The sequence below is a fragment of the Rufibacter sp. LB8 genome (assembly GCF_014876185.1).
In the GTDB taxonomy this organism is placed as follows: Bacteria; Bacteroidota; Bacteroidia; order Cytophagales; family Hymenobacteraceae; genus Nibribacter.
On the sequence record NZ_JADALJ010000001.1, the window covers coordinates 2,058,711 to 2,081,257 of the forward strand.

Consider the following 22,547-nt stretch of genomic DNA (forward strand, 5'->3'; position numbering starts at 1 on the left):
CCCCAAAAATTCTGCCTACAACCTATACCGCACTTGCACTCGCACATCCGTTCGGGCATTGCCCTGAATCATTTCCAATCCGCTGCCAATGGTGTCTTGCCCGCGGTACTGCGTGTGGCTGATTTTGAACCAGAGGTCTAACTGTCTGGTAAGCCGCTGCTGCGCCAGGAAGTACACATGCGACCCTCGGCCAATGAATACGGGAATGGCGAAGGCATAAAGCACATCCTGCTCGGGCACGTATTGGCGGGTGTCATAATCATCAGTGTCAAAGAGGGCGTAGCGCATGGTAAGGCGGGTGAAGTTGCGCTCCCAGGAGGCGTCCTGCGACATGAAATACCCTTCGCGGCGCGGGCCCGACTGCTGGAACTGGCTCACTTGTACCCGGCTGCGCAACCTTAAACTGGGCAAAGGGCTCAAATCCAGCAACAGTAAATAGCGGTGCAGAAAAGTGGGCGTGACTTGGTTCAGGGCGTCGCCGGAGACGGTTTCATTGCGGGCCTTGCGTTGGTATTGGTATTGGCCGTAGAGAAGCGTGGTTTTGGAGGGCATGAACTGCAAGCGCGCTAAGTACTCCTCGCCGTCTGAGGGCGCATCTACTCGGTACCGCAGCCAGGAGAACGTGAACCGGTCATAGTAGGCGGTGAGTTGCCAGCGGTTGCTGAGTTTCAATTTCAGGCCCGTGTACAAACCGGTTTCATTCTGGTTGCGGCTGCTTTCGCCAAATGCGTTGCCGTACAGGCTCTGGAAGTTGCGGTCATAGTGCCGGTGGAGAAGGGCCACTTCCACGCGCTCAGATAAACTCACCAGCACGCCGTTCACGCTTCCCAAACCGCCATTGGCAGACCGCGCCACCTCCCCGAAGAAATTCAGATTCTGCCACAGATAGCTGTAATGCAAACCCACGCCGTGGTTCTGATTCCCAGCGAAATTAAATCTGGCATACGGCTCTGCCCTATCCTGTAGCGGCAAATTAAACCAAGAGCCCAAGGCCGTCAACCCCACGCTAAAGGTCTGGCTGGGGTTTCTATACGTCACATCTCCGCCCAGAACTTGTTCCCGCACGCGCAGCCGGTTGGCCACCTCAGTGGGTGTGCGGTGCAGGCCCGAGGTCTGAATGTTTCCCGCCAGCGCCACTTCCAGAGAATCTTGCGCCAGTGAACTCGCCGCCGAGGCATCTACCTTTCTATTGGAGTAAAACACCGTAGTTTCCAGCCGTCGCCAGCGGTGCGTGGCGGCCAGGCCTCTGAAATAAAACGCCTCTAGGGCCGACGTGTGCGGCCGGATGCCCGTTTGGCTCCGGCGAAGCGTAGTGATGGTTTCGCCGCCTTTGCCCACACTCAAGCCGCCGCTCAGCAATAGTCCTTGGCCAAACTGCAACTGATAATCTCCTAAGGCAACAGTTTTGAACGCACCTTTATTATAAACCTGGGCGTGCGCCGAAAGGAAATCAAACCCATACAGACTAGTGCCAGGTTGCCAGCCAAATTTTTCGCCCGCATCTTTCTCGGCGGTCACGCCAAAACTGAAATCACGCGGTTGGCTCAACCGGTACCGCAGCAGGTATTTATCAGGCGAGCCTTGGTAACGCGTAGTGGACCGGCCTTCTGCTGGGGTGTAGCCGCGCTGCTCCTGCAAGGTGCGGTCATAGCGCAGCAAAAGCGTGTGCGTGTCGGCGTTTTTGAGGCGCTGCCGCCAGGGTTGATGATCATTTACACCCTGGGTTTGAATGGTCACAAAAGGCAATAACCGCCTAATAGTGATTAAATCGAAGGTGGGAATGGACTGCAATTCATAGAGACTCACCAACCGTCCGTTGTCTGAAACATGGGTGAGCAGCGCGGTAATCTGGGGTTCTGAAAGCAGCCAAAGGCCACGGAGTTCTTCGCGGGAGGCGCGGTTGAGGTCTAAAGGTTGGCGGTAATACTGGAGCAGGGTTTCGTAGAGGTCCTCGTAGGGAATGGCGTTTTCATCTGTCTGCTGCGCGAAGAGTTCCTGAATCAGCAGTTCCACATCTACCGCGGGGCGCGGAATTTCCTGCGCAAAACCTAAGAACTGTTTTAGGCTCAGGATCAGAAACAGAGGCCAAAAACGCAGGTTCATGGCTTCTTCTCAAATTGGTAGGCCACACTCAGGTAATTGCTGAAGCCCAACTGGTGCTGACTGCCCAGCGCGTACGCTACCTGAAACTGCCTGAACTTGACATCTACGCCCGCCGTGCCAGCCCTTGTACCTGAGTTAAACCCCGTGCGAAGCCCCAGCGCGGGCATGATTCGGTACTCAATGCCGCCCTTCACCGCCGCCGGAAACTCCAGTTCTTTCTCCACTTCCAGCACCAGCAGCACTTTGGCCGCGGCCTGATAGCCCAAGCCCATTCGCATAACCGTGGGCACGCGCTCGTCCTCAAACTCAGCCAACTTGGCCTGGGTCATGTTGTAGATGTGCGCGGCAAACGTGAGCCCTGGCACCACTTCAGACTGCCCGCCCGCGCTCAGGGCGAACGCTTTTCGGCTTCCCCAGTTTTTGACGCGTACTTGCAGCACATCGGCTTTGATGCCTAACCGCACCACGCCCAATTGGTGTGCCAAACCTATGCCCAGCCGCTGCTCGTTGTACAGTTCACCCCCGAAGCGCTGCAATTCCAGTCCCAGCGTGCCCAGTTTTACCGTTGGCAGCACCGCCAGCAAACCCACCGTGGTAAATTCGGGCACCGCAAACCGGTTATGCGCGTGCAGACCCACTTCTACATTTTTTAGCGCCGCCATGCCCGCAGGGTTGTTCCCCAGCGCCCAGACATCAGATAAGGTCACAGCCGATCCTCCCAGGCTGGCCGCTCTGGCACCCACGGGCGCATGGAACGTCTGGCCTTGGCTGGTAAAATACTGACAGGCAAACAGTAAGAAAAGGAAAAACCGTAGAGCTATTGGCATAGGCAGTGAACCTTGGTCAGTTTTCCGCTTACGTGAATTGCCTGCAAAATGTGCTATACGTTCTTGGCTTGATTTTAAAATGGCTTACTTATTGGCCGTCTCAGGGATTTAGTTACCTTGCTTTCATGAAGAAAATCTACCAAACCAGTCTGGGTACTTTGTGCATAGGGCTCCTGCTTTCGTTTTCTTCCCCGAAACCAGCCCCGGCCCCAACCACCACCTCCTATAACCCCCAGTGCACCGCCATAGCCAAGTCAACGGGCAAGCAATGCAAGAACCGCCAATACGGGAAATGCGCCTATGTGCTGTGCTACGTGCATTGTAAATAAGTTCGCATAGATTTCCGTTTTCGGGCTTATTTCTGGAAATGAAGCCAAAAACGCAACTGTAGCGTGATGGCACCCCTTCCCTTGACCAAACGTGCTCGGCTTTTATAAATATTGACTTCAGGCAAATTTCTTTGGCCTGTCAGGGGACAGACCAAGGTGGAGTTATTCGCAGTTTCCCTTCGGTGAAAGGTCATGTCCAAAAAGAGACGTTTCAGTTTCATGGAGACACGTCGTGTCAGTGCCACGACGCTACGGTTCTGGTTTATGCTCCATTTCAGGTTTAGAGCCCGAAAACGGAAAACTCTCAAACCCGCCAATCCAAAATGAGACAATAAAAAACGCCCAGTGTTCTCACTCTGGGCGTTTTTGGGCTCTAAATCAGAAATGAAGCGAAAACCAGCTTAGCTTTTCTTCTTTTTCACTTCCTTCTTGATCTTGGTCTCGTTGCCTTTCTTCTTGATTTTGATTTCCTCGGTTTCAGATTCTATCTCCATCTTGCCTTCCATCTTAATGTCATTGATGGCGGGGTTGAACTGCGTGTTGGGGTTGCCGTTGTTCACCAGGGTCATCTCGTTGATTAAATGACCGGCATTGGCGAACTTGTCCATAATAAAGAGCACGTACTTGATGTCAACGTTGATGCAGCGCTTGTACTCTTTGTCAAACACCAAGTCACCGGTCATGGCTTCCCAGTTTCCGTCGAAGGCCAGGCCAATCAGCTCGCCTCTTCCGTTGATGACCGGTGAGCCCGAGTTACCGCCCGTGATGTCATTGTTGGTGATGAAGCCCACGCGCAGCTCGCCGTTCTCGCCGTACTTGCCATAGTCTTTCTGGCGGTACAGTTCCATCAGTTTGGCGGGTACAATAAACTCCTCGTTGGTAGGGTCTTCTTTTTCGGCTAAGCCATCAAGCGTGGTGTAGTACTTGTATTCCACGCCGTCTTTGGGCTCGTAGCCTTGCACGGTGCCGTAGCTTAATCTCAATGTAGAATTGGCGTCTGGGTAGAACACTTTGTTCGGGCTCATTTCGCGCAGACCGGCTACATACAAACGGTTGGCGCGCGCCAAAGCGGCGTTGTATTCGTTCATTTTAGGCAGCACGTTGTTCTGGTAGTTCAACTGCACAGCGCGCATGAATTTGAACGCAGGGTCATTTTCCAGCACTTTCAAGGTTGGGTTCGCCAAAAACGCTTTGGCTTTGGCCTCAGAAGAAAGCACCGACTTGGAGTATACATCAGCGGCCCATTTCTTGAAATCGCCTTTATAGGTGGTGGTCAGGTCTTTGAAAATATCAGCGTGCTGGGCTTTGGGAACGTCATTGTAGTACATCTGCATCAGCTCGGCAAAGATTTTCTGGTCGGCGGCGGGCACGTAGCTGGCGTAGAACTCCGTGTTCATTTCCTGGTAGCCTTGTGTCAATTCTGCCAGTTTGCTTTTATCAGCTTTGGGGTCTTTCAGGAAGTTGTAGAGCGGCGTGTACTGATACGCGTGCGCGATTAACTGCGGGGCCAACGCCGCCTCTGACCGGTAAATCACCGACATATTGTAATCGCGCTGGCCTTTGTACGAAGCGTTGATGTCTGGCAAAGTGCTTCCATACAAGGTTTTACGACCCGCCTCCCCATCGGCCCAGGTTTGGAAAGCTTTTTCCTCAGCGGCTTTCTTATCAAGGGTTTTCATGCGCTTAATACCCTCGTTCTGCCCTATATAATATTTATAGTAATTGCTGATGTTGGCGTAGTTAGAGGCCAGTTTCAATCTATCTGCAGGGGAGGCATCCATGGATTCTTTCATCAAGGCCAACCGACGCTCGCGCAATTTGATACGCGCGGGATTGGACTGGTCTACGGCCATGCTCAAACCGGCACCCGTCATAAACCGCGTGGTACGCCCCGGGAACCCGAACACCATAGCAAAATCGCCTTCCTTCACGTTGCTCATGGAAATAGGCAAATGGTGCTTAGGACGGTACGGTACGTTTTTCTCAGAATAGGTAGCCGGTTTTCCGTCTGGGGCCATGTACACTCTAAACATAGAGAAGTCGCCGGTATGGCGCGGCCACATCCAGTTGTCCGTGTCGCCACCGAATTTTCCTACGCTTTCCGGCGGGGTCCCTACCAGGCGCACATCAGAGAAACGCTCGTAGACAAACAGGTAGAACTCGTTGCCATTGTAGAAATCACGCACGTAGCTCACGTACTGGTTGTTGTTTTTGGCGGCATCGGCTAAGGCTCTGGAGCGCTCAGCTACCAATTTGCCGCGCTCCTGTTCAGACGTTTGGGCCGTAATGCCTTGCAGCACCTGGCCGGTCACGTCTTCCATGCGCACCAGAATGTCTACAAACAGGCCATCGTTTTTCTTTTCCTGCTGCTTGGTCTGGGCCCACCAACCGTCTTTCAAAATATTGTCCTGCGGCGTGGAGTTAGACGCGATGGCATCATACCCGCAGTGGTGGTTGGTCAAAAGCAAGCCTTCCTTGGAGATGAATTCGCCGGTACAAAATCCCCCGAACGACACAATGGCATCTTTCAAGCTGGCATTGTTGACGTTGTAAATCTCTTCGGCGGTAAGTTGCAGGCCTTGTTTCTGCATATCTACGTGGTTCAGGCGCTTGACCAGCAGCGGAAGCCACATGCCTTCGTCTGCCTTGGCCTGGTAGGAAAAACCTACGCTCAGCAACAGAAGGGCGGTATAAAGTTTCTTTAGCATAACGGTTGTTAGTTAGAATACCCAAAGATAAGGAATTACGGCTTTTTTTTACGATACTAGCACCTTATGCGATTCTTTCTCTGGCTTTTTCAGCAATTTTTCCTGGGGTTGGTGTGGGTGTACCGCTATATGATTTCGCCGCTCACACCGGGGAGTTGCCGGTTCACGCCCACGTGTTCGGCTTTCGCGCACCAGGCTATTGTCAAGCACGGTCCGTTCAAAGGCGGCTGGCTCGCACTCAAACGCATTGGCCGCTGTCACCCCTGGGGCGGACATGGCTATGACCCGGTGCCTTGAGACCTCACCCCCGGCCCCTCTCCCGCGGAGAGGGGAGTTTTTTCTTGCATTGCGTTTTCGGGCTCGTTTTAGGAAATGAAGCCGAAAACGGAAACTGCGCAGAACCAGTATTGCCCGAGTTCGCGTATTCCTGAAAGTCAATTCAACAATTTAGCAATTACACTATGGATAACTTCATGCAAGCAGCCCTGGAAGAGGCCCAGAAAGGCTACGCCGAAGGCGGAATTCCCATCGGCTCCGTTTTGGTGCACCAAGGTAAAATTATTGGGCGGGGCCACAACCGGCGCGTACAGAACGGCAGCCCCATCTTGCACGGCGAAATGGATGCGCTGGAGAACGCCGGCCGGCAAACCGCAGCCGTTTACCGCGACTGCGTGCTATACACCACGCTTTCGCCCTGCTCCATGTGCTCCGGCACCATCTTGCTCTATGGCATTCCTAAAGTAGTGGTGGGCGAAAACAAAACGTTCATGGGCGAAGAGGAACTGCTCAAATCTCGCGGCGTGGATGTGACGGTAGTAGACCACCAACCTTGTTATGATTTGATGCAGCAATTCATCAAAGAGAAACCCGAGCTCTGGAACGAGGATATTGGGGTTTAGGCCCCGGCACTAACTAGGGCTGAGAAAATTGGCCCCGTCTTGATTTTGGTCTACATTTGGGCGATTCTTTTCGCTACTATTTTTATACCATGGCTTCAGCCTTTGCCCATGCCTTTGTGGCGTTCGCGTTCAGCAAAGCACATCCTCTAAGACAACATGCCGGTAAACTTGCCGCGGTAGGTGCGTTTTGCGCTGTATTCCCGGACGCAGATGTGCTCATGTTCAAGCTGGGCGTGCCGTATGAACACGTGCTGGGCCATCGGGGCTTTTCGCATTCATTGGTTTTTGCGCTGCTCCTGGGGGTGGCTGTTACCTGGTTGTTTTTCCGGAAGATACCGCTCACCTCAAAACAAGGCATGGGACTGGTAGCTTTATTTACGGTATGTACTGCCTCGCATGCCTTGCTAGATGCCATGACCAGCGGCGGCCTGGGGGTGGCCGTTTTCTCGCCTTTTGACAACACCCGGTACTTCTTGCCCTGGCGCCCCATTCAGGTGTCGCCCATTGGGGTAGGCCGTTTTTTTACTCAGCGAGGTGTAGATGTCCTGAAAAGTGAATTTGTTTATGTGGGCATCCCGGCCTTGTGCTACTTATTTTCCTTGTGGGGAATAAAGAAATTCCTGGCCAAAAGAACTTCCTAACCATGGAAAAAACTGACTTTGACGCCATTGTAGTAGGCTCCGGCCCCAACGGTCTGGCGGCGGCTATTGCTCTGCAGGAAGTGGGTTTGTCTGTTTTATTGCTTGAGGCGAAAGACACCATTGGCGGCGGCCTGAGAACCAAAGAACTGACCTTGCCCGGTTTTCAGCATGATGTCTGCTCGGCCATTCATCCGTTGGCGGCCAGATCCCCTTATTTTCAGACCTTGCCTTTGGCCGATCATGGCCTGGAGTACATTTACCCTGAGGTAGCGGCCGCGCACCCTTTTGACAATGGCACCGCGGCGGCCCTCACGCAATCCCTCACCCAAACCGCACAGAGCCTGGGCAAAGATGAAAAAGCCTATCTGAAGTTAATCAAAGGATTAGTACAGGACTGGCCTCAGCTGGCCAATACTGTGTTAGGTCCTTTGCAATTCCCGAAGAACCCAGTTGCCATGGCGCAATTTGGGTTAAAGGCAATGGCACCGGCCACCACGTTGGCCAATCTGTATTTCTCTACCCCAGAAGCGCGAGGGCTTTGGGCGGGCATGGCGGCGCATTCTATTCAGCCCTTGACGCGCATGACCACCTCGGCTATTGGTTTGGTGTTGATGGCGCAGGCACATCTGCATGGCTGGCCTCTGCCCAAAGGCGGTTCGCAGAGTATTGCTAATGCCTTGGCTTCTTACTTTACCTCTTTGGGCGGAAAGATTGAGACGAATTTCGAGGTAAAATCTTTGGCGCAGCTGCCCTCCAGTAAAGCCGTTTTGTTTGATATGACGCCTAAGCAGCTGCTGCAGATTGCGGGGCATACCTTCTCGTCTGTTTACAAATGGCAGCTGGAAAGATACCAATATGGTTTGGGCGTGTTCAAAATTGACTGGGCGCTGAGCGGACCAATTCCGTTTACCGCGCCAGAATGCCGAAAAGCGGGAACGGTGCATCTGGGCAACACACTGGAGGAAATCACGGCCGCCGAGCAAATGACCTGGGACGGAAAACATCCAGAAAAACCCTTTGTGCTCCTGGCCCAGCAGAGCGTTTTTGATGCCTTCCGTGCCCCAAAAGGCCAGCACACGGCCTGGGCCTATTGCCACGTGCCGCACGGCTCTACCGTTGACATGACCGCCGCTATTGAGAACCAAGTGGAACGGTACGCGCCTGGTTTTAAAGATTTGATTCTGGCTCGCCACACCATGAACACGCACCAAATAGAAGCCTACAACCCCAACTACATTGGAGGCGATATCAACGGCGGCGTGATTAATCTGAGTCAACTGTTCACCCGTCCAGCCTTGCGCTCTTCGCCTTATAGAACCTCAGTTAAAGGTTTGTATTTATGTTCTTCGTCTACGCCCCCGGGGGGCGGGGTGCATGGTATGTGCGGGTATTATGCCGCCGACCGGGCGCTCAGAGACATTTTCAACTTGAAAGCCAAACCACTTCCGTAGGCCAGAATTTGTCTGGGAAATGGAAGTTTTGGAACCTCGGCGGGGCATCAACGTTTAAAAGTCGGCCTGTAAACAGGTATTGAGACTTTCTTTTTCACTAAGAGCTTGTTGAGAGACAAAATGAAAAAACCTTTCCTTTTGTTCGTGCTGTTGGCATTGCCGGTTACTTTTTCACTGAGCAGTTATGCGCTGCGCGTGGCGAACACGTTGGTGCTCTTGGGCAAATTACCTTCACTGGTAGAGGAAAGCTCTGGCCTGGAACTGGCCGACCAACCCAACACTTACTGGACCCACAATGACGCCGGCAACGAGGCCGTGCTCTACAAAATCAACGAAAAAGGCAAACTCCTGAGCCAGCTGCAGGTCAACGGCACCGAAAACAAAGACTGGGAAGACCTGGCCCAGGACACCAAAGGCTTCCTGTATATTGGCGACATGGGTGACAACGGCAACCGCCGGAAGGATTTAAGAATCTACAAGATGTCAATGAAAAACGGCAATCGCGTGCAGGTCCTCAACTTCACGTACGCTGACAAGCCCAAAGGGAAAATAGAGAAAGAGGCCCGCAACTTTGACTGTGAGGCTTTTTTCTGGCACGCCAACCATCTTTACCTCATCTCCAAGGACCGGGGCCAATCCAAAACCGCCAAACTTTACAGCCTGCCAGACACGCCGGGCACGCACGTAGCCAAATTACTCGCCAAAAAAGATTTTCCGGGGCAAGTGACTTCGGCAGATTTGAGTCCAGACGGACGGAATTTGGCGGTACTCACCTTCGGGAAAGTGTATTTGTATCCCGTGGCAGCAGGCAGTACGCAATTTTTCTCCAAGGCGCCCAAGGTTCTGGAATTACCTAGAAGCGGCCAGGTAGAAGCCGTAGTTTTCAAAAACAACAAAACCTTGATCATCAGCAACGAGGAAGGCAGTTTGTATAGGTATTCTTTGTAGGGTTTTGTTTTCGACGGTATGCGAATGTTATGATTATTATGTACTCAGAATTATCAGATTTAAATTCCCTGATTGCAATAATTGATTCATGTCAAGTGGATATGGTTTTAAAACTTCAATCCAATTGGCATGAAGAAGACTATGATGAAGAGAGGAATTTAAAAGCAAAAATGATAAAACCCTTTCTCGATGCAAACAGAGAATTTATTGTTTCGCAATCCAATAAAAGCGAATTTCTATCTGTACTTGCTAAATACTTTGATTCATCAGATTACTTCCATTATGAAATCAAATACAAAGAAAATTTAATTGGACTTGGATATGACCATTGTGCTATTAATTTTCTTCATCCTGACTATTTCACTTTATCAGAAGAACATCATCAAATTTTGAAAGACTGTTACATTACTTTCACTACTGAAATAGAAGGAAAATAACCCTCCATTGCTGTAAAAACATAAAAAAACGGCGTCCTCTCAATTTGAGGAGACGCCGTTTTTGGCTTCATTTTCAGAAATGAGCCCGAAAACGCTATTTGTAACTGGTAGTCATGGGCAGGGAGGGCTGTCGGCGGTTTTGGTAGGCGTAGAAGAGCACGGCAATTCCCACCAGCACCAGCGGAATGCTCAACCATTGGCCCATGTTCAGGGGCAGGGCGTCTTCAAATTTTTCCTGGTTTTCCTTGGTGAACTCTACTAAGAACCTAAACGAGAACAACAGCGTCACGAACAACCCGAAAAGCAACCCTCTGACCATGCCGGCCCCTTTTTTCCAGAGGAAGAACAGCAGCAGGAACAGCACCACGCAGAATAGGGCTTCATACAACTGGCTGGGGTGGCGCGGGTCTACGTAAGCCGGCACGCCGTTGAAGGTTTCAGCGTTGCGCATGAATTTGAACGCCCAGGGCGCGCCAGAAGGCTTGCCAATGATTTCTGAGTTCATCAGGTTACCGGTTCTAATACAGGCGCCGCCTACGGCCACCACAATCACAATGCGGTCCAGGACCCAGAGGTAGTTGAACTTGTATTTCCGGCAGAACATATACAGCGCGGTGAGAATCCCGATGGTGCCGCCGTGGCTGGCCAGGCCGCCTTCCCAGATTTTGAAAATTTCCAGCGGGTTAGACAGGTAATAGTCTGGGTTGTAAAACAAACAATGGCCCAGGCGCGCGCCAATGACCGTGCCCACAATCATGTACATTGTGAGAATGTCCACGTCCTCGTCGGTGCGGCCGTCTTTGCGGTAGATGTATTTCTCCAGGGGCTGGGTCAAGACAAACGCCATGGCAAACAGCAGTCCGTACCAGCGAACGGTCACCGGGCCAATGGAAAAAATATCAGGGGAAACATCCCAAGTGATGAAATTCAGCATGGTTTAGTAGTTAGTGGGGCTAAAATTACAATTTAATCCATAGGCCACAAGAAGCATATCTGCAACTAGCGAAACACTTTACCTTAAAATGATGTTACTTTGCAGGCGCAAACGCAAAACCCAGCGTTAAGCGGTTGTGTGTGATTTAGAATTTGTTCGGCTCACTGAAAAGGGCTGCACTTTGAACTATAACCTTGTATGTCAACAGTAACTACTGATATCTGTATTATTGGAGCCGGTCCGGTGGGGCTCTTCGCGGTGTTTGAGGCCGGTCTGCTCAAAATGAAGTGCCACGTGATAGACGCCCTGCCACAGGTGGGCGGGCAATTGTCTGAAATTTATCCTAAGAAACCCATCTATGACATTCCCGGCTTCCCCACCATTCTGGCCGGCGACCTGATCAAAAACCAGATGGACCAGATTGCCCCTTTTCACGCCACGTTCACCTTGGGCGAGCGCGTAGAAACTTTAGACAAACAAGAAGACGGCAGCTTTAAAGTCACCACCTCAGAGGGCACCGAAGTTTTCTGTAAAGTGGTAGTCATTGCTGGCGGCCTGGGTTCTTTTGAGCCACGCAAGCCCGCCATTGACAACCTGACCAATTATGAAGGTGGCAAGGGCGTGAACTACATGATTCTGGACCCTGAGTATTACCGCGGCAAACGCGTAGTCCTGGCTGGTGGTGGCGACTCGGCCCTGGACTGGGCTATTTTCTTAGCTGACATTGCTGAAGAACTGACGCTCGTACACCGAGGCACTACCTTTAGAGGCGCACCAGAGTCGGCGGCAAAAGTGGCTAGTTTGGCGGAGGAAGGCCATATGCGCCTGTTACTGAAATCTAACGTGACCGAAGTACACGGCGAAGGCCAACTGAACGCGGTGACCGTGGTGCCAGACGGCGGCGAGGCATTCCAGATTGAGACAGATTACTTTATCCCGCTCTTCGGGTTGGTGCCTAAATTGGGACCGCTGGAGAACTGGGGCCTGGAGCTGGAGAAGTCAGCCATTGTGGTGAACACTTTTGACTACAGCACCAACATACCCGGCGTGTACGCCATTGGCGATATCAACACCTACCCCGGCAAGTTGAAGCTGATTCTCTGCGGGTACCATGAAGCCGCTTTGATGGCGCAGAGTGCGTACTCCATCATCAACCCAGACAAGAAATTCGTTTTGAAATACACTACCGTGAACGGGGTGCCCACCATGTAATGCCATGCAAGAAGACATCACCGTTTACGTAGAAAACCCCGCCGGTGCCCGCGAAGCCGTGCCCGTGCCTACCGACATGGGCCTGAGCTTAATGGAAGCACTGAAAGCCCACGAGTTCAACATACAGGCTACCTGCGGCGGAATGGCCCTGTGTGCCACCTGCCACGTGGAACTTCTGGAATCGCCGGAATTGCCGGAGCCCTCAGACGATGAACTCTACATGCTGGAGAACCTCCCCGACCAACGCCCCGGCAGCCGCCTGTCTTGCCAAATCAAAGTCACGCCAGAATTAGACGGTGCGGTGCTGCGCGTGATGGCTGATTTTGAATAAGCATTTTTGAATTCGATTTATAAAAGCCCGGACTTTCTTTCATAAGAGGCCGGGCTTTTTCCGTTTTTGGCCTCGTTTCTGGAAATGAAGCCGAAAACGGAAACCCGCAGGCTTCTTTGCTTTCTTGCGGTTCTGCTCTACCTTGTAGTTTCATTCAACTTGCATCGTTGCCATGCCCATCCGCACCTACACTATTCCCAACACTGACCCCGCCCAAATTCTCACCTTGCGCTGGGGTTTCAACTGGAAAAACATGGTGCTGACAATTGACGGAGAGGAAATTGGCAGTATTGCCACCGCCAAAGAACTGCGTGAAGGCCGAAGTTTTCAGCTGGCCGAAGGAAAGGAATTGTTTGTGCAGCTCAAGCAAGACGGCATTAGCCATTCCCTGGAACTGCTATTGAACGGCAACCCTTTGCCCGGAAGCGGTTCTGACCCACACCAGCAGTTGAAAACCGCCGTGGCCGTACTCTATTTTATTGGCGCTTTCAATATTCTGCTGGGCATTCTGTCTGAGCTAGTGCAGATTGAATTGCTGAAGACGCTGGGTCTGGGCATTACCTCCGCCGTGATTGGAGCCTTCTACTTGGGCTTGGGTTATTTCATTCAGAAAAGACTTTCTATTGGTGCTATATATTTAGCTATCGGCCTTTTGGTGCTGGACATTTTCTTTTCGTTTTACATGTCCACAGAGATTGGTGGTAACCCGGTGACGGGCCTGTTCATCAAAATCCTGTTCATCACCATGTTGTATAACGGCATCAAAGCCATCAAGAAAATCAAGGGCGAAGAAATCCTGCTTCAGAACCAAAACTGATTTCCGACTTAGAAAACACCGTTCATCATTCTAGACCAACGCACCTATGTTCCTGAACCTGCTGACCGCTTTCAGCCTACTCCTTTCCCCCACGCAAAAACCCGACTGGCAGACGCCTTACGAGAAAAGCAACAAAACCCAGACCGCCACTTACCAGGAGTGCATTGCCTATTATGAACGTCTGGACCAGGCATACCCAGAGATTAAAATGATGCCCATCGGGATGACCGATGCCGGCAAACCATTGCACACGGTAGTACTTTCCACGGACCAAGATTTCGACCCGATTTCTATTCATAAGAAAGGCAAAACGGTCATTCTGGTGCAGAACGGCATTCATCCGGGTGAACCCGAAGGCATTGACGCCACCATGATGCTGGCGCGTGACCTGATGCTGAATAAGAACCTGAGAAAGCAGTTGGACAACGTGGTAGTGGTGATAATTCCTATCTACAACGTGGGCGGGGCTCTCAACAGAAATAGCCACACGCGCACCAACCAGAATGGCCCAGAAAGCTACGGTTTCAGGGGAAACGCTCGCAACTTAGATTTGAACCGAGATTTTATCAAGGAAGACTCCAAAAACGCCCAGACCTTCGCCACTATTTTCCGGACCTGGGACCCTGAGGTGTTCGTGGACAACCACACCAGCAACGGCGCCGATTACCAGTACACCATGACCTTGATTCCCACGCAGCACAACAAACTGGGCGGCGAATTGGGCAAACTTCTGAAACAGCAGATGCTGCCCGCGCTCTACAAAGGCATGGAGAAACGCAAATGGCCTCTGGTGCCGTACGTGAATTCGCGCGGCGAAACGCCGGAAACAGGCATTTTCGGCTTCAATGACATGCCCCGCTACGCCAGCGGCTACACCACGCTGTTCCAAACCCTGGGTTTTATTCCGGAGACGCACATGCTCAAGTCTTTTGACAAACGTGTGGCCTCTACCTATGACCTGATGCTGGAATTCCTGGATTACACCGCCAAAAACGGAAAAGCCATACAGGCCGCTAGAGCCCAAGATCGCGCCGCGGTGCAAACCCAGCAGGAATTTGCCTTGAACTGGACGGCCGACACCACACAGGTAGAAACCATCCAGTTTAAAGGCTTTGAGGCGAAGTACAAACCCAGCGAAGTCAGTGGCCTGGAGCGCCTGTACTATGACCGCAACGCGCCTTTTACCAGACCAGTGAAATTCTTTGACACGTTTCGCCCTACGCTTTCGGTGAGCAAGCCGGTAGCCTACATCATTCCGCAGGCCTGGTCTGAGGTCATTGAGCGCCTGCAGCAGAACCAGGTAGCGTTGAAGCGCCTGCAAAAAGACACCGTGCTCACGCCAGAAACCTATTACATCACTGACTACAAAACCGGTCAGCGTCCCTATGAAGGCCATTATTTGCACACAGACGTACAGGTGCGAAAAGCGCAGCAGCCCATTCAATACTACGCCGGTGATTACGTGGTCTACCTGAACCAAGTGAGCAACCGTTTTCTGGTGGAAGTGCTGGAACCGCAAGCCCCGGACTCGTACTTCGCGTGGAATTTCTTTGACTCGGTGCTGGGCCAGAAAGAACATTTCTCGGCTTACGTGTTTGAGGATTTGGCCGCGCAGTACCTCACCCAAGACCCTAAACTGAAAGCTGCGCTGGATGCCGCCAAAGCCAAAGATCCCGCCCTGGCCAAAAGCGCCCAGGCCCAACTCAACTTCATTTACCGCAAAACGCCGCACTATGAAACCACGCACAACCGTTACCCCGTGGCGCGTTGGCTGGGTGGCGCCTTGCCGGTGAAGTAAGTAATTTCGTTTTCGGGCTCGTTTTCAGAAATGAAGCCGAAAACGGAAGTTGTCGCCTTGCCATTTTTGGGTACGCACATTGTCCCCCTTCAACGGGGAACAATGTGCGTGTAAATGAAATTCTAAAATTCCGTTTTCGGCCCCATTTCTGAAAACGAGCCCGAAAACGACTCAATAAAAAAACCACTTCTCAATGCGGGAAGTGGCTTTTTTATTTTTATAAATTTTTTTCCAACCGAACACATACAACTATTACGAATTATTCGTAGTATTACTAAATAATCGTAACACTACGAACATCTCGCAGACAGACAGAATCTATGGAAAAATTAACGCAGCAGGAAGAAGAAGCCATGCAGGTGATTTGGGAATTGGGCGGCGGCTTTATCAAAGATTTTCTGGAGAAGCTTCCGGAGCCCAAGCCGCCCTACACCACGCTGGCTTCCACGGTGAAAAACCTGGAGAAAAAGGCGTTTGTGCAGGGCGAAAAGCTGGGCAACACCTACCGCTACTCGCCGCTGATTAAAGCTGAGGAATACAAGAAGAAGTTCATGAAGGGCTTTGTGGGCAATTATTTCCAGAACTCATACAAAGAACTAGTGGCCTTCTTCGTGAAGGAGAAACAACTCAGCCCAGAGGAGCTCAAAGAGATTGTACAGATGATTGAAAACCAAAAACCCGACTGATATGCCGAAGCTGTTACTGTATCTGTTGCAGGTGAACGTGGGGTTGGTGCTGTTGTACTTGCTGTACCAACTGGCCCTGCGGCAAACTACGTTTTACACCTGGAACCGCTTTTTCCTGTTGGCGGGTCTGGTGTTAACGGCGGTGCTGCCGCTGGTTGACTTTGAAAAACTATTTCTGGAGCAACCCCAGCTTTACCAGACCATTTCTATTTATGTGTATGCCTGGCCTGCCTACGAGCCAGTGACCCAAGAGACGGCGTTTGATTACGGGCTGATTCCGGTTTGGCTGTTTTGGCTGGGGTTTTGTGTGATGGCCGTTCGGTTCTGCGTGCAGTTGGCATCTTTGTACAGCATTCATCGGAAATCTGCGCCGAAAAGTTATCAGGGCATAGCGTTTAGGGAAGTTGCACAGGATTTGCCCCCGTTTTCCTTCGGGACCACCATTTATTTCAGTGCCCAGCGGCACCCGCAGGAAGATTGGCTAGCCATTCTCAAACACGAGCACACGCATGTTAGGCAGTTGCATACCCTGGATATTCTGCTGGTGGAAATGCTCACGCTGGTGCACTGGTTTAACCCCGTGATTTGGCAGTTGCGCAAAGCGCTCAAACAGAACTTGGAATTCCTCACAGACCAGCAAACCGTGCAGGCGGGCATTGACCGGAAACGGTACCAGTTCTCTTTGCTGCAAACGGCTCGGGCCTCGCCTTTCTCTTTATCGGCTTCTTTCAGTTATCACTCTTTAAAACACAGAATCATGATGATGAACAAAACGCCCTCGGCCAGGGTGCAGGCGCTACGGTTCCTGGTGGCCATCCCGTTGCTAGGCTTGTCGTTGGTTTCGCTGCAATTACTGGCTCTGGAAAATCCCGCTGAACTGCTCCAGCAAGCTGCTCAAAACAAACCCAGCAAAGCCCTGGCCACTGACCAGCCAGAAGATTATGACACCTTTATGGCGCGCAACCCCACAGTCAAGCGCCTGGGCTGGAACAAGGAGAATTTTTATGTGCATTTAAAATCTGGCAAAACTGAAACTTATCCGCGTACCAAGCAGGGATTAGCCTCAGCTACTAAGAAATATGGTACGTTGCCTCCTCCGCCCCCACCGCCGCCGCCCCCACCCTATAGAAAAGACTGGCCGAAGGATTTCCTGGCGCGCAACCCCAGCGTGAAAGGCTTCACCAGTTCTGAGGGCACGTTCTACATCATCCTGAAAAACGGCGAAGTAGAAACCTTTGACCAGACCAAGGAAGGCGTTGCCGCATTGGAGAAAAAGTACGGCTCACTTCCGGCCCCGCCGCCACCTGTGCGTAAGAAAGCTGCGCCTGCTAAAAAGAAAAATAGTGCTGGCTCTGTGAAGTTTATGCCGCCGGTGGTTAAACCCCAAGCCGGTGTAAGTCACCAACCACTTAGGTACAACGGTGCCTTCCAATTGAACCCAACTTGTTAATTGTTTTGACAGACAAATATTAACTAGTAAGTTTTGACCCGTTTTCGGGCTCATTTCTGGAAACAAGGCCGAAAACGCAAAAAGCCCTGCTACATCAAGCGGGGCTTTTTGCTGTTTAAATAGAAGGGCCTCCTCGCTAATCTGGCAAATCCTTCTAGCTTTGTACATTGGCAATTCACTATACTTCACCAACTTGGCAACCGTATTAGACATTCAGGGGCTGCGCAAGCGCTACGGCAGCGTGCACGCCCTGGACCAATTGAGCATACAAGTGCCGCAGGGCAGCATCTACGGGCTCCTGGGCCCAAACGGAAGCGGCAAAACCACCACTCTGGGCATTGTGCTGGATGTGATTAACGCCTCGGGCGGAAGTTACACATGGTTTGGCCAACCCACCGGCAAAGACACCAAACGCCGCATTGGCGCGCTGCTGGAAACGCCCAACTTCTACCCCTACCTCAACGGCGAACAGAACCTGCGCATTGTAGCCGACATTAAACGTGTGGACCACCGCCACATTGCCAGATCATTAGAAATGGTGGGCTTGGGCGCCCGCAAAGGCACGGCGTTCAAAGGGTATTCGTTGGGCATGAAACAACGGTTGGCCATCGGCGCAGCCTTATTGGGTGACCCCGAGGTGTTGGTCTTAGACGAACCCACCAACGGACTGGACCCAGAAGGCATCGCCGAGGTTCGGCAGTTAATCCTTTCCATTGCCGCGCAGGGGAAAACCATCATTCTGGCCAGTCATTTGCTGGACGAGGTGGAGAAAGTCTGCACGCACATGGCCGTTCTTCGCAGCGGAAAACTCAAAGCGCAGGGCACGGTGGCTTCCATCATGGTCACCAACGACCTGGTGTTCATCAGCGGCGGCGCCGAAGCGGCACAACTGCTGGAAATGGCGCGCGCGCTGCCTTTTGTAAAAGACGCCCGCCTGGTGCAGGAGCAGGTGCAACTTTCTTTGCAGGACGGCACCACCAGTTCAGACCTCAACCGCGCCTTCTTTGATCGGGGCATTGCCCTGGGCCAACTCACCGTGCGCAAGAAAAGCCTGGAAAGCCAATTCATGGAAATCATTAAAGCCGATACCGCCCTATGATGTCACTTTTGCGCATAGAACTCAAGAAAGTTCTCCCGTACCGCACCTTCTGGGTGATTCTGGGTTTGCAGCTGCTGCTTATGTTCCTATTTTTCTACGTGCGCGGCCACGTGCAGATAAACGGCAAAATGGCGGGGGCGGATCTTTATCAATTCCCCAACATCTGGCCGAATCTGGTGTACGTCTGCAGTTACCTGAACTTGATTCCCAGCATTTTATTGATAATTCTGGTCACCGATGAATACACGTTCAGAACGCTCAGGCAACAGGTGATAGACGGTTTCTCCCGCGCCGAAGTGGTGCAAGGCAAATATACCTCGGCGGTGTTGCTGGCTTTGGTGTGCGCGTTTTTCGCGGTGGCGCTGGGTCTGGGGTTTGGGCTGTATTTTGGTGATGCGGCCAACCGGGGCCAGGTGTTCAGCCAATTGGAGTCGGTGGGGTATTACCTGGTGCAGCTGCTGGGGTATCTGCCGCTGGCCATGCTGTTCGGGTTTCTGTTCAAGAAAAGCGGACTGGCCATTCTGGCGTTCATGGCCTACACGCTGGTGGTGGAACCCCTCATCCACTGGAAACTACCCGACTACATAGACAAATTCCTGCCCATTAAAGCCTTGGGCAGCCTTACGCCCAACCCCAACAGCGCTTTGGTGCAGATGGTACTGGGCGAAACCGAAGTGCTCACGCCCATGCAGGCGCTGGCCCCGGCCATTGGCTACATAGCGTTGTTCTGCCTGCTCAGCTATGCACTGCTGCGCTCCCGCGATTTATAAGCCGTTTTCGGGCTCATTTCCGGAAACGAGGCCAAAAACAGAAAAGCCGCTCTTGGGTTAGAGCGGCTTTTCTGTTTCTACATTCTTTGGTTAGGTTCGTTTTTCCTCCACCTGTGAAATACTCCCGAAGTAACTGATGATCTTGGCCAGGTCTGGCAGGCTGGTGTACTTTAGCTTGTTGTCTTTGATATAGGCTTTCATCACGTTTTGCTTTTTTCCGAAGAGCGTTTCCAGGTCACGCTTCACGTTGCGCAGTTCCTTCACCTTGCCGCTGGGCAAGAGCAGAAAAAATGAATCAATGCGCTGTTCCACGTACATAGGCCCGCCGGGGTAACCCATACCGCCATAAGAAGTGTATCTGTTTCTATAGCCAGGATCACGGCTGATGTCGCGTTGGGTCATGGTCTCGCGGCGCAGCAGGCCGTACTTTCCAATCACTATCTGTTCAAAAAACGCCGGGGCCAGAAAATCACTGTAGTCATTGCCAAGGTTCCAGCGCTGGGTCACAAACACGCGGCGGTACCGGCCGTCTTTCTCCACGGCCTCAAAGGCGCGCACCGCCACCGGCGCAAACGCCACCACAGAGCCGTCTGGCCTCGTGATTTTGATTAAATCCTCGGTTCTATGATAGGTGATTCTGCCGTTCACTGAGTCACCGGAGGCGAGATACACACGGCCCAGGGGCCATTCATCTACCAAGCCGGTGGCTTGGGCCAGGGCGTTGGCGCCATACATAAAAAGCATCACCAAAAGCCCACACACTTTTCTTACCATCTTCTTCTTTGCTTAGGTTCGGTTTAAATATATAGTTCTTAATATACTTAAATCAGAGAATATTGTTCCCTGAGTCCAGTCTTTTTTAACGAATAATCCTATTCAAAAGGTATACCCATAACTAACCAAAATGTTATGATAGCCTTTTCTAAAATTGATTGGTAGTTGCTGAACGTGAAGAACTAAGCAAAAAACGCGCCACCTATGAACGAGTCGGGCGGAAGAGAAAACCCCTTCCGCCCGATGCGTCTGTTGTGCTATAATAATGACTATTTAAGGATGGTATGGCCCATTTTGTCGCGTTTGGTAGTGAGGTAGCGCTGGTTGTGTTCATTGGGCACAATTTCAATGGGCACCTGTTCCACAATCTCCAGGCCGTAGCCAATAAGGCCGGTGCGCTTTCTGGGGTTGTTAGAAAGCAGCCGCATCTTGGTCACGCCCAAATCTCTGAGAATCTGCGCGCCCACGCCGTAATCGCGTTCGTCGGTCCCGAAACCCAACTGCAGGTTGGCCTCTACGGTATCTAAGCCCTGTTCCTGCAGTTTATAGGCTTTGAGTTTGTTCAGTAGCCCGATGCCGCGGCCTTCCTGGTTCATGTAGACCAGCACGCCTTTTCCTTCCTGCTCAATGCGCTCCATGGCGCGGTGCAGCTGCGGTCCGCAGTCACAACGGCAAGACCCAAAGATGTCACCGGTCACGCAAGACGAATGCACCCGCACCAGCACCGGCTCGCCGGGTTCAAACGTGCCTTTGACCAAGGCAAGATGCTTGGCTTGATTGCTGCGCTGGGTGTAGGCGTATAAGTCAAAATTCCCCCAGGATGTAGGCAGTTCCACGGCAATCTCGCGCTCAATCAGGCTTTCCTTCTGCAGGCGGTAGGTGATGAGGTCTTTGATGGAAATGAGTTTAAGATCGAAGCGTTCGGCTACTTTCTCCAGGTCTGGCATGCGGGCCATGGTGCCGTCTTCGTTCATGATTTCCACCAGCACGCCGGCGGGAGCTAAACCGGCCAACATGGCCAAATCAACGGCTGCCTCTGTATGGCCTGCTCTTCTAATCACGCCTTCTTTGCGCGCGCGCAACGGGAAAATGTGGCCGGGTTTGCCTAGTGAGGCTGGATCTGTGGCAGGGTCGGCCAAGGCTAAAATGGTCTTCGCCCGGTCACTCGCCGAGATACCCGTGGTACAGCCGTGACCCAGCAAATCCACGCTTACGGTGAACGGCGTGGCGTGCAGCGCAGTGTTTCGGCCTACCATCAGTTCCAGGCCAAGTTCATCGCAGCGTTCCTCTGTGAGGGGCGTGCAAATCAAGCCCCGACCGTGGGTAGCCATGAAATTGACAATCTCGGGGGTTATTTTCTCAGCGGCGCAGATGAAATCGCCTTCGTTCTCGCGGTCATCATCATCTACCACAATAATTACCTTGCCGGCTTTTATATCTGCAATAGCGTCTTCTATCTTGTCTAGCATGACATTTACGTCTTTAGTGAAGGCAGCCTTCTCTTTCTCAGGAAGAACTGCTGCCCTTGGATGCGCAAAGATAGTGGATTTTAGAAGCTAACGGCTGTTCTGGGCAATATACTCTGGGTGCGTGGAAAATGCGTTTTCGGGCTCGTTTTGGGAAACGGGGCGGAAAACGGGAAATTGCAAAAGGTGTTTGACTTTCTTACTTCGCCCAGTTCTCAATTTTCAAACCTTGCACCCAAGAGAACTCTTTTTCATTGTTGGTGACGAGAGTAACCTTTAGACTTAGGGCATGTGCGGCAATTAAAGTATCTAGTGGCCCGATAGGCGTGCCCAGTTTCTCCAAATCAGCCCTGACCTTGCCATATTCTATTGTGGCGTTATAGTCAAAGTCAATAATATCTAAGGGCACAAGGAACTGGTTTAACGCCTCTTTGTTTTTGAGCGGATTGGCACTTTTTCTTATACCGTATTCCAGTTCCGCCAAGGTGATGGTAGAGATACCAACGCTACCCAGCTCCAATCCTCTGAACCGTCCCAACACCATCACAGGCTTTTTCTTGATGATGTAAATGCAGATGTTGGTATCTAGCAGATATTCCATCAGTCTAACGCTTCCCGGGTTTGATCTGCTGGTTGGTCTGAATTCTCCATGAAATCTGGCGTGAATTTATCAAGGCTTTCAAAAAGGTTCTGCCATGGGTTGTGAAACGGAATAAGGTACAGGGCATTCCCCAGCCTTTTCACATAGACTTTATCATCGTTGATTTTATGGCTCTCGGGAATACGAATTGCTTGGGAGCCAGATTCATTCTGTATGCTGATTGTCTCGAAGGCCATGCTGGTTAAACTAGTGTGTGATTCTAAAAT

The 22,547-nt window shown here is 51.8% G+C and carries 23 protein-coding genes; 15 read left to right on the top strand and 8 right to left on the bottom strand.

What is annotated here, in order from left to right:
- Positions 1 to 15: 15 nt before the first annotated feature.
- Both IMY23_RS08795 and IMY23_RS08800 read right to left on the bottom strand, forming a co-directional pair.
- On the bottom strand, positions 16 to 2,103 hold the full coding sequence (locus IMY23_RS08795; RefSeq protein ID WP_192821724.1) for a hypothetical protein: 2,088 nt from the start codon (positions 2,101 to 2,103) through the stop codon (positions 16 to 18).
- Positions 2,100 to 2,930, bottom strand: a complete 831-nt coding sequence (locus IMY23_RS08800) for a hypothetical protein (protein WP_192821725.1) — start codon at positions 2,928 to 2,930, stop codon at positions 2,100 to 2,102. Before IMY23_RS08800 ends, IMY23_RS08795 begins: the two co-directional genes overlap by 4 nt.
- Positions 2,931 to 3,055: 125 nt before the next feature.
- Here IMY23_RS08800 and IMY23_RS08805 point away from each other — a divergent pair, with 125 nt between their 5' ends.
- The gene (locus IMY23_RS08805) at positions 3,056 to 3,259 is read left to right on the top strand and encodes a hypothetical protein (protein WP_192821726.1); all 204 of its coding nucleotides are present in this window, start codon (positions 3,056 to 3,058) and stop codon (positions 3,257 to 3,259) included.
- Positions 3,260 to 3,660: 401 nt separating this feature from the next.
- Here the strand turns inward: IMY23_RS08805 and IMY23_RS08810 are convergent, their stop codons facing one another.
- Positions 3,661 to 5,967 (bottom strand): S46 family peptidase, encoded by a 2,307-nt coding sequence (locus IMY23_RS08810; protein WP_192821727.1) that lies wholly within the window; start codon positions 5,965 to 5,967, stop codon positions 3,661 to 3,663.
- Between the two features lie 66 nt (positions 5,968 to 6,033).
- Between IMY23_RS08810 and yidD the strand changes: the two genes are divergently transcribed.
- From yidD to IMY23_RS08840, 6 genes are all read left to right on the top strand, one after another.
- The gene (gene yidD / locus IMY23_RS08815; RefSeq protein WP_192821728.1) at positions 6,034 to 6,264 is read left to right on the top strand and encodes a membrane protein insertion efficiency factor YidD; all 231 of its coding nucleotides are present in this window, start codon (positions 6,034 to 6,036) and stop codon (positions 6,262 to 6,264) included.
- A gap of 164 nt (positions 6,265 to 6,428) precedes the next feature.
- The gene (locus IMY23_RS08820; protein ID WP_192821729.1) at positions 6,429 to 6,866 is read left to right on the top strand and encodes a nucleoside deaminase; all 438 of its coding nucleotides are present in this window, start codon (positions 6,429 to 6,431) and stop codon (positions 6,864 to 6,866) included.
- An 89-nt stretch (positions 6,867 to 6,955) separates the two neighbouring features.
- Positions 6,956 to 7,507, top strand: coding sequence for a metal-dependent hydrolase (locus IMY23_RS08825; RefSeq protein ID WP_192821730.1), 552 nt, complete (start codon positions 6,956 to 6,958; stop codon positions 7,505 to 7,507).
- Between the two features lie 2 nt (positions 7,508 to 7,509).
- Positions 7,510 to 8,958, top strand: coding sequence for an NAD(P)/FAD-dependent oxidoreductase (locus tag IMY23_RS08830; RefSeq protein ID WP_192821731.1), 1,449 nt, complete (start codon positions 7,510 to 7,512; stop codon positions 8,956 to 8,958).
- A 120-nt stretch (positions 8,959 to 9,078) separates the two neighbouring features.
- Positions 9,079 to 9,906: a hypothetical protein gene (locus tag IMY23_RS08835; RefSeq protein ID WP_192821732.1), complete on the top strand. Its 828-nt coding sequence runs from the start codon at positions 9,079 to 9,081 to the stop codon at positions 9,904 to 9,906.
- Between the two features lie 29 nt (positions 9,907 to 9,935).
- Positions 9,936 to 10,343, top strand: a complete 408-nt coding sequence (locus IMY23_RS08840; protein WP_192821733.1) for a hypothetical protein — start codon at positions 9,936 to 9,938, stop codon at positions 10,341 to 10,343.
- A gap of 94 nt (positions 10,344 to 10,437) precedes the next feature.
- On the opposite strand, the gene lgt is transcribed toward IMY23_RS08840, so the two are convergent.
- A complete protein-coding gene (gene lgt, locus IMY23_RS08845; RefSeq protein WP_192821734.1) occupies positions 10,438 to 11,277 on the bottom strand; it encodes a prolipoprotein diacylglyceryl transferase in 840 nt (279 codons plus the stop codon).
- Between the two features lie 198 nt (positions 11,278 to 11,475).
- Here lgt and IMY23_RS08850 point away from each other — a divergent pair, with 198 nt between their 5' ends.
- The 8 genes from IMY23_RS08850 (at position 11,476) to IMY23_RS08885 (ending at position 19,440) form a co-directional block, all read left to right on the top strand.
- Positions 11,476 to 12,489, top strand: coding sequence for an NAD(P)/FAD-dependent oxidoreductase (locus IMY23_RS08850; RefSeq protein WP_192821735.1), 1,014 nt, complete (start codon positions 11,476 to 11,478; stop codon positions 12,487 to 12,489).
- Positions 12,490 to 12,493: 4 nt separating this feature from the next.
- Positions 12,494 to 12,820 carry a 2Fe-2S iron-sulfur cluster-binding protein gene (locus tag IMY23_RS08855; RefSeq protein WP_192821736.1) on the top strand — a complete coding sequence of 109 codons (327 nt, stop codon included), beginning with the start codon at positions 12,494 to 12,496 and terminating at the stop codon, positions 12,818 to 12,820.
- Positions 12,821 to 12,992: 172 nt separating this feature from the next.
- Entirely contained in the window at positions 12,993 to 13,637 is a 645-nt protein-coding gene (locus IMY23_RS08860) for a hypothetical protein (RefSeq protein WP_192821737.1), read from the top strand.
- Positions 13,638 to 13,683: 46 nt separating this feature from the next.
- Positions 13,684 to 15,435 carry a M14 family metallopeptidase gene (locus IMY23_RS08865; RefSeq protein ID WP_192821738.1) on the top strand — a complete coding sequence of 584 codons (1,752 nt, stop codon included), beginning with the start codon at positions 13,684 to 13,686 and terminating at the stop codon, positions 15,433 to 15,435.
- Between the two features lie 320 nt (positions 15,436 to 15,755).
- The gene (locus tag IMY23_RS08870; RefSeq protein ID WP_192821739.1) at positions 15,756 to 16,121 is read left to right on the top strand and encodes a BlaI/MecI/CopY family transcriptional regulator; all 366 of its coding nucleotides are present in this window, start codon (positions 15,756 to 15,758) and stop codon (positions 16,119 to 16,121) included.
- 1 nt (position 16,122) lies between these two features.
- Positions 16,123 to 17,571, top strand: a complete 1,449-nt coding sequence (locus IMY23_RS08875; protein ID WP_192821740.1) for a M56 family metallopeptidase — start codon at positions 16,123 to 16,125, stop codon at positions 17,569 to 17,571.
- Positions 17,572 to 17,764: 193 nt separating this feature from the next.
- Positions 17,765 to 18,670 carry an ABC transporter ATP-binding protein gene (locus IMY23_RS08880; RefSeq protein WP_192821741.1) on the top strand — a complete coding sequence of 302 codons (906 nt, stop codon included), beginning with the start codon at positions 17,765 to 17,767 and terminating at the stop codon, positions 18,668 to 18,670.
- A complete protein-coding gene (locus tag IMY23_RS08885) occupies positions 18,667 to 19,440 on the top strand; it encodes an ABC transporter permease (protein WP_192821742.1) in 774 nt (257 codons plus the stop codon). Before IMY23_RS08880 ends, IMY23_RS08885 begins: the two co-directional genes overlap by 4 nt.
- A 90-nt stretch (positions 19,441 to 19,530) precedes the next feature.
- On the opposite strand, the gene IMY23_RS08890 is transcribed toward IMY23_RS08885, so the two are convergent.
- From IMY23_RS08890 to IMY23_RS08905, 4 genes are all read right to left on the bottom strand, one after another.
- Entirely contained in the window at positions 19,531 to 20,214 is a 684-nt protein-coding gene (locus tag IMY23_RS08890; protein ID WP_192821743.1) for a hypothetical protein, read from the bottom strand.
- A gap of 269 nt (positions 20,215 to 20,483) precedes the next feature.
- Entirely contained in the window at positions 20,484 to 21,683 is a 1,200-nt protein-coding gene (locus IMY23_RS08895; protein ID WP_192821744.1) for a bifunctional 3,4-dihydroxy-2-butanone-4-phosphate synthase/GTP cyclohydrolase II, read from the bottom strand.
- Positions 21,684 to 21,879: 196 nt separating this feature from the next.
- Positions 21,880 to 22,281, bottom strand: a complete 402-nt coding sequence (locus tag IMY23_RS08900) for a type II toxin-antitoxin system VapC family toxin (RefSeq protein WP_192821745.1) — start codon at positions 22,279 to 22,281, stop codon at positions 21,880 to 21,882.
- Positions 22,281 to 22,517: an antitoxin gene (locus tag IMY23_RS08905; RefSeq protein ID WP_192821746.1), complete on the bottom strand. Its 237-nt coding sequence runs from the start codon at positions 22,515 to 22,517 to the stop codon at positions 22,281 to 22,283. Before IMY23_RS08905 ends, IMY23_RS08900 begins: the two co-directional genes overlap by 1 nt.
- Positions 22,518 to 22,547: the final 30 nt, after the last annotated feature.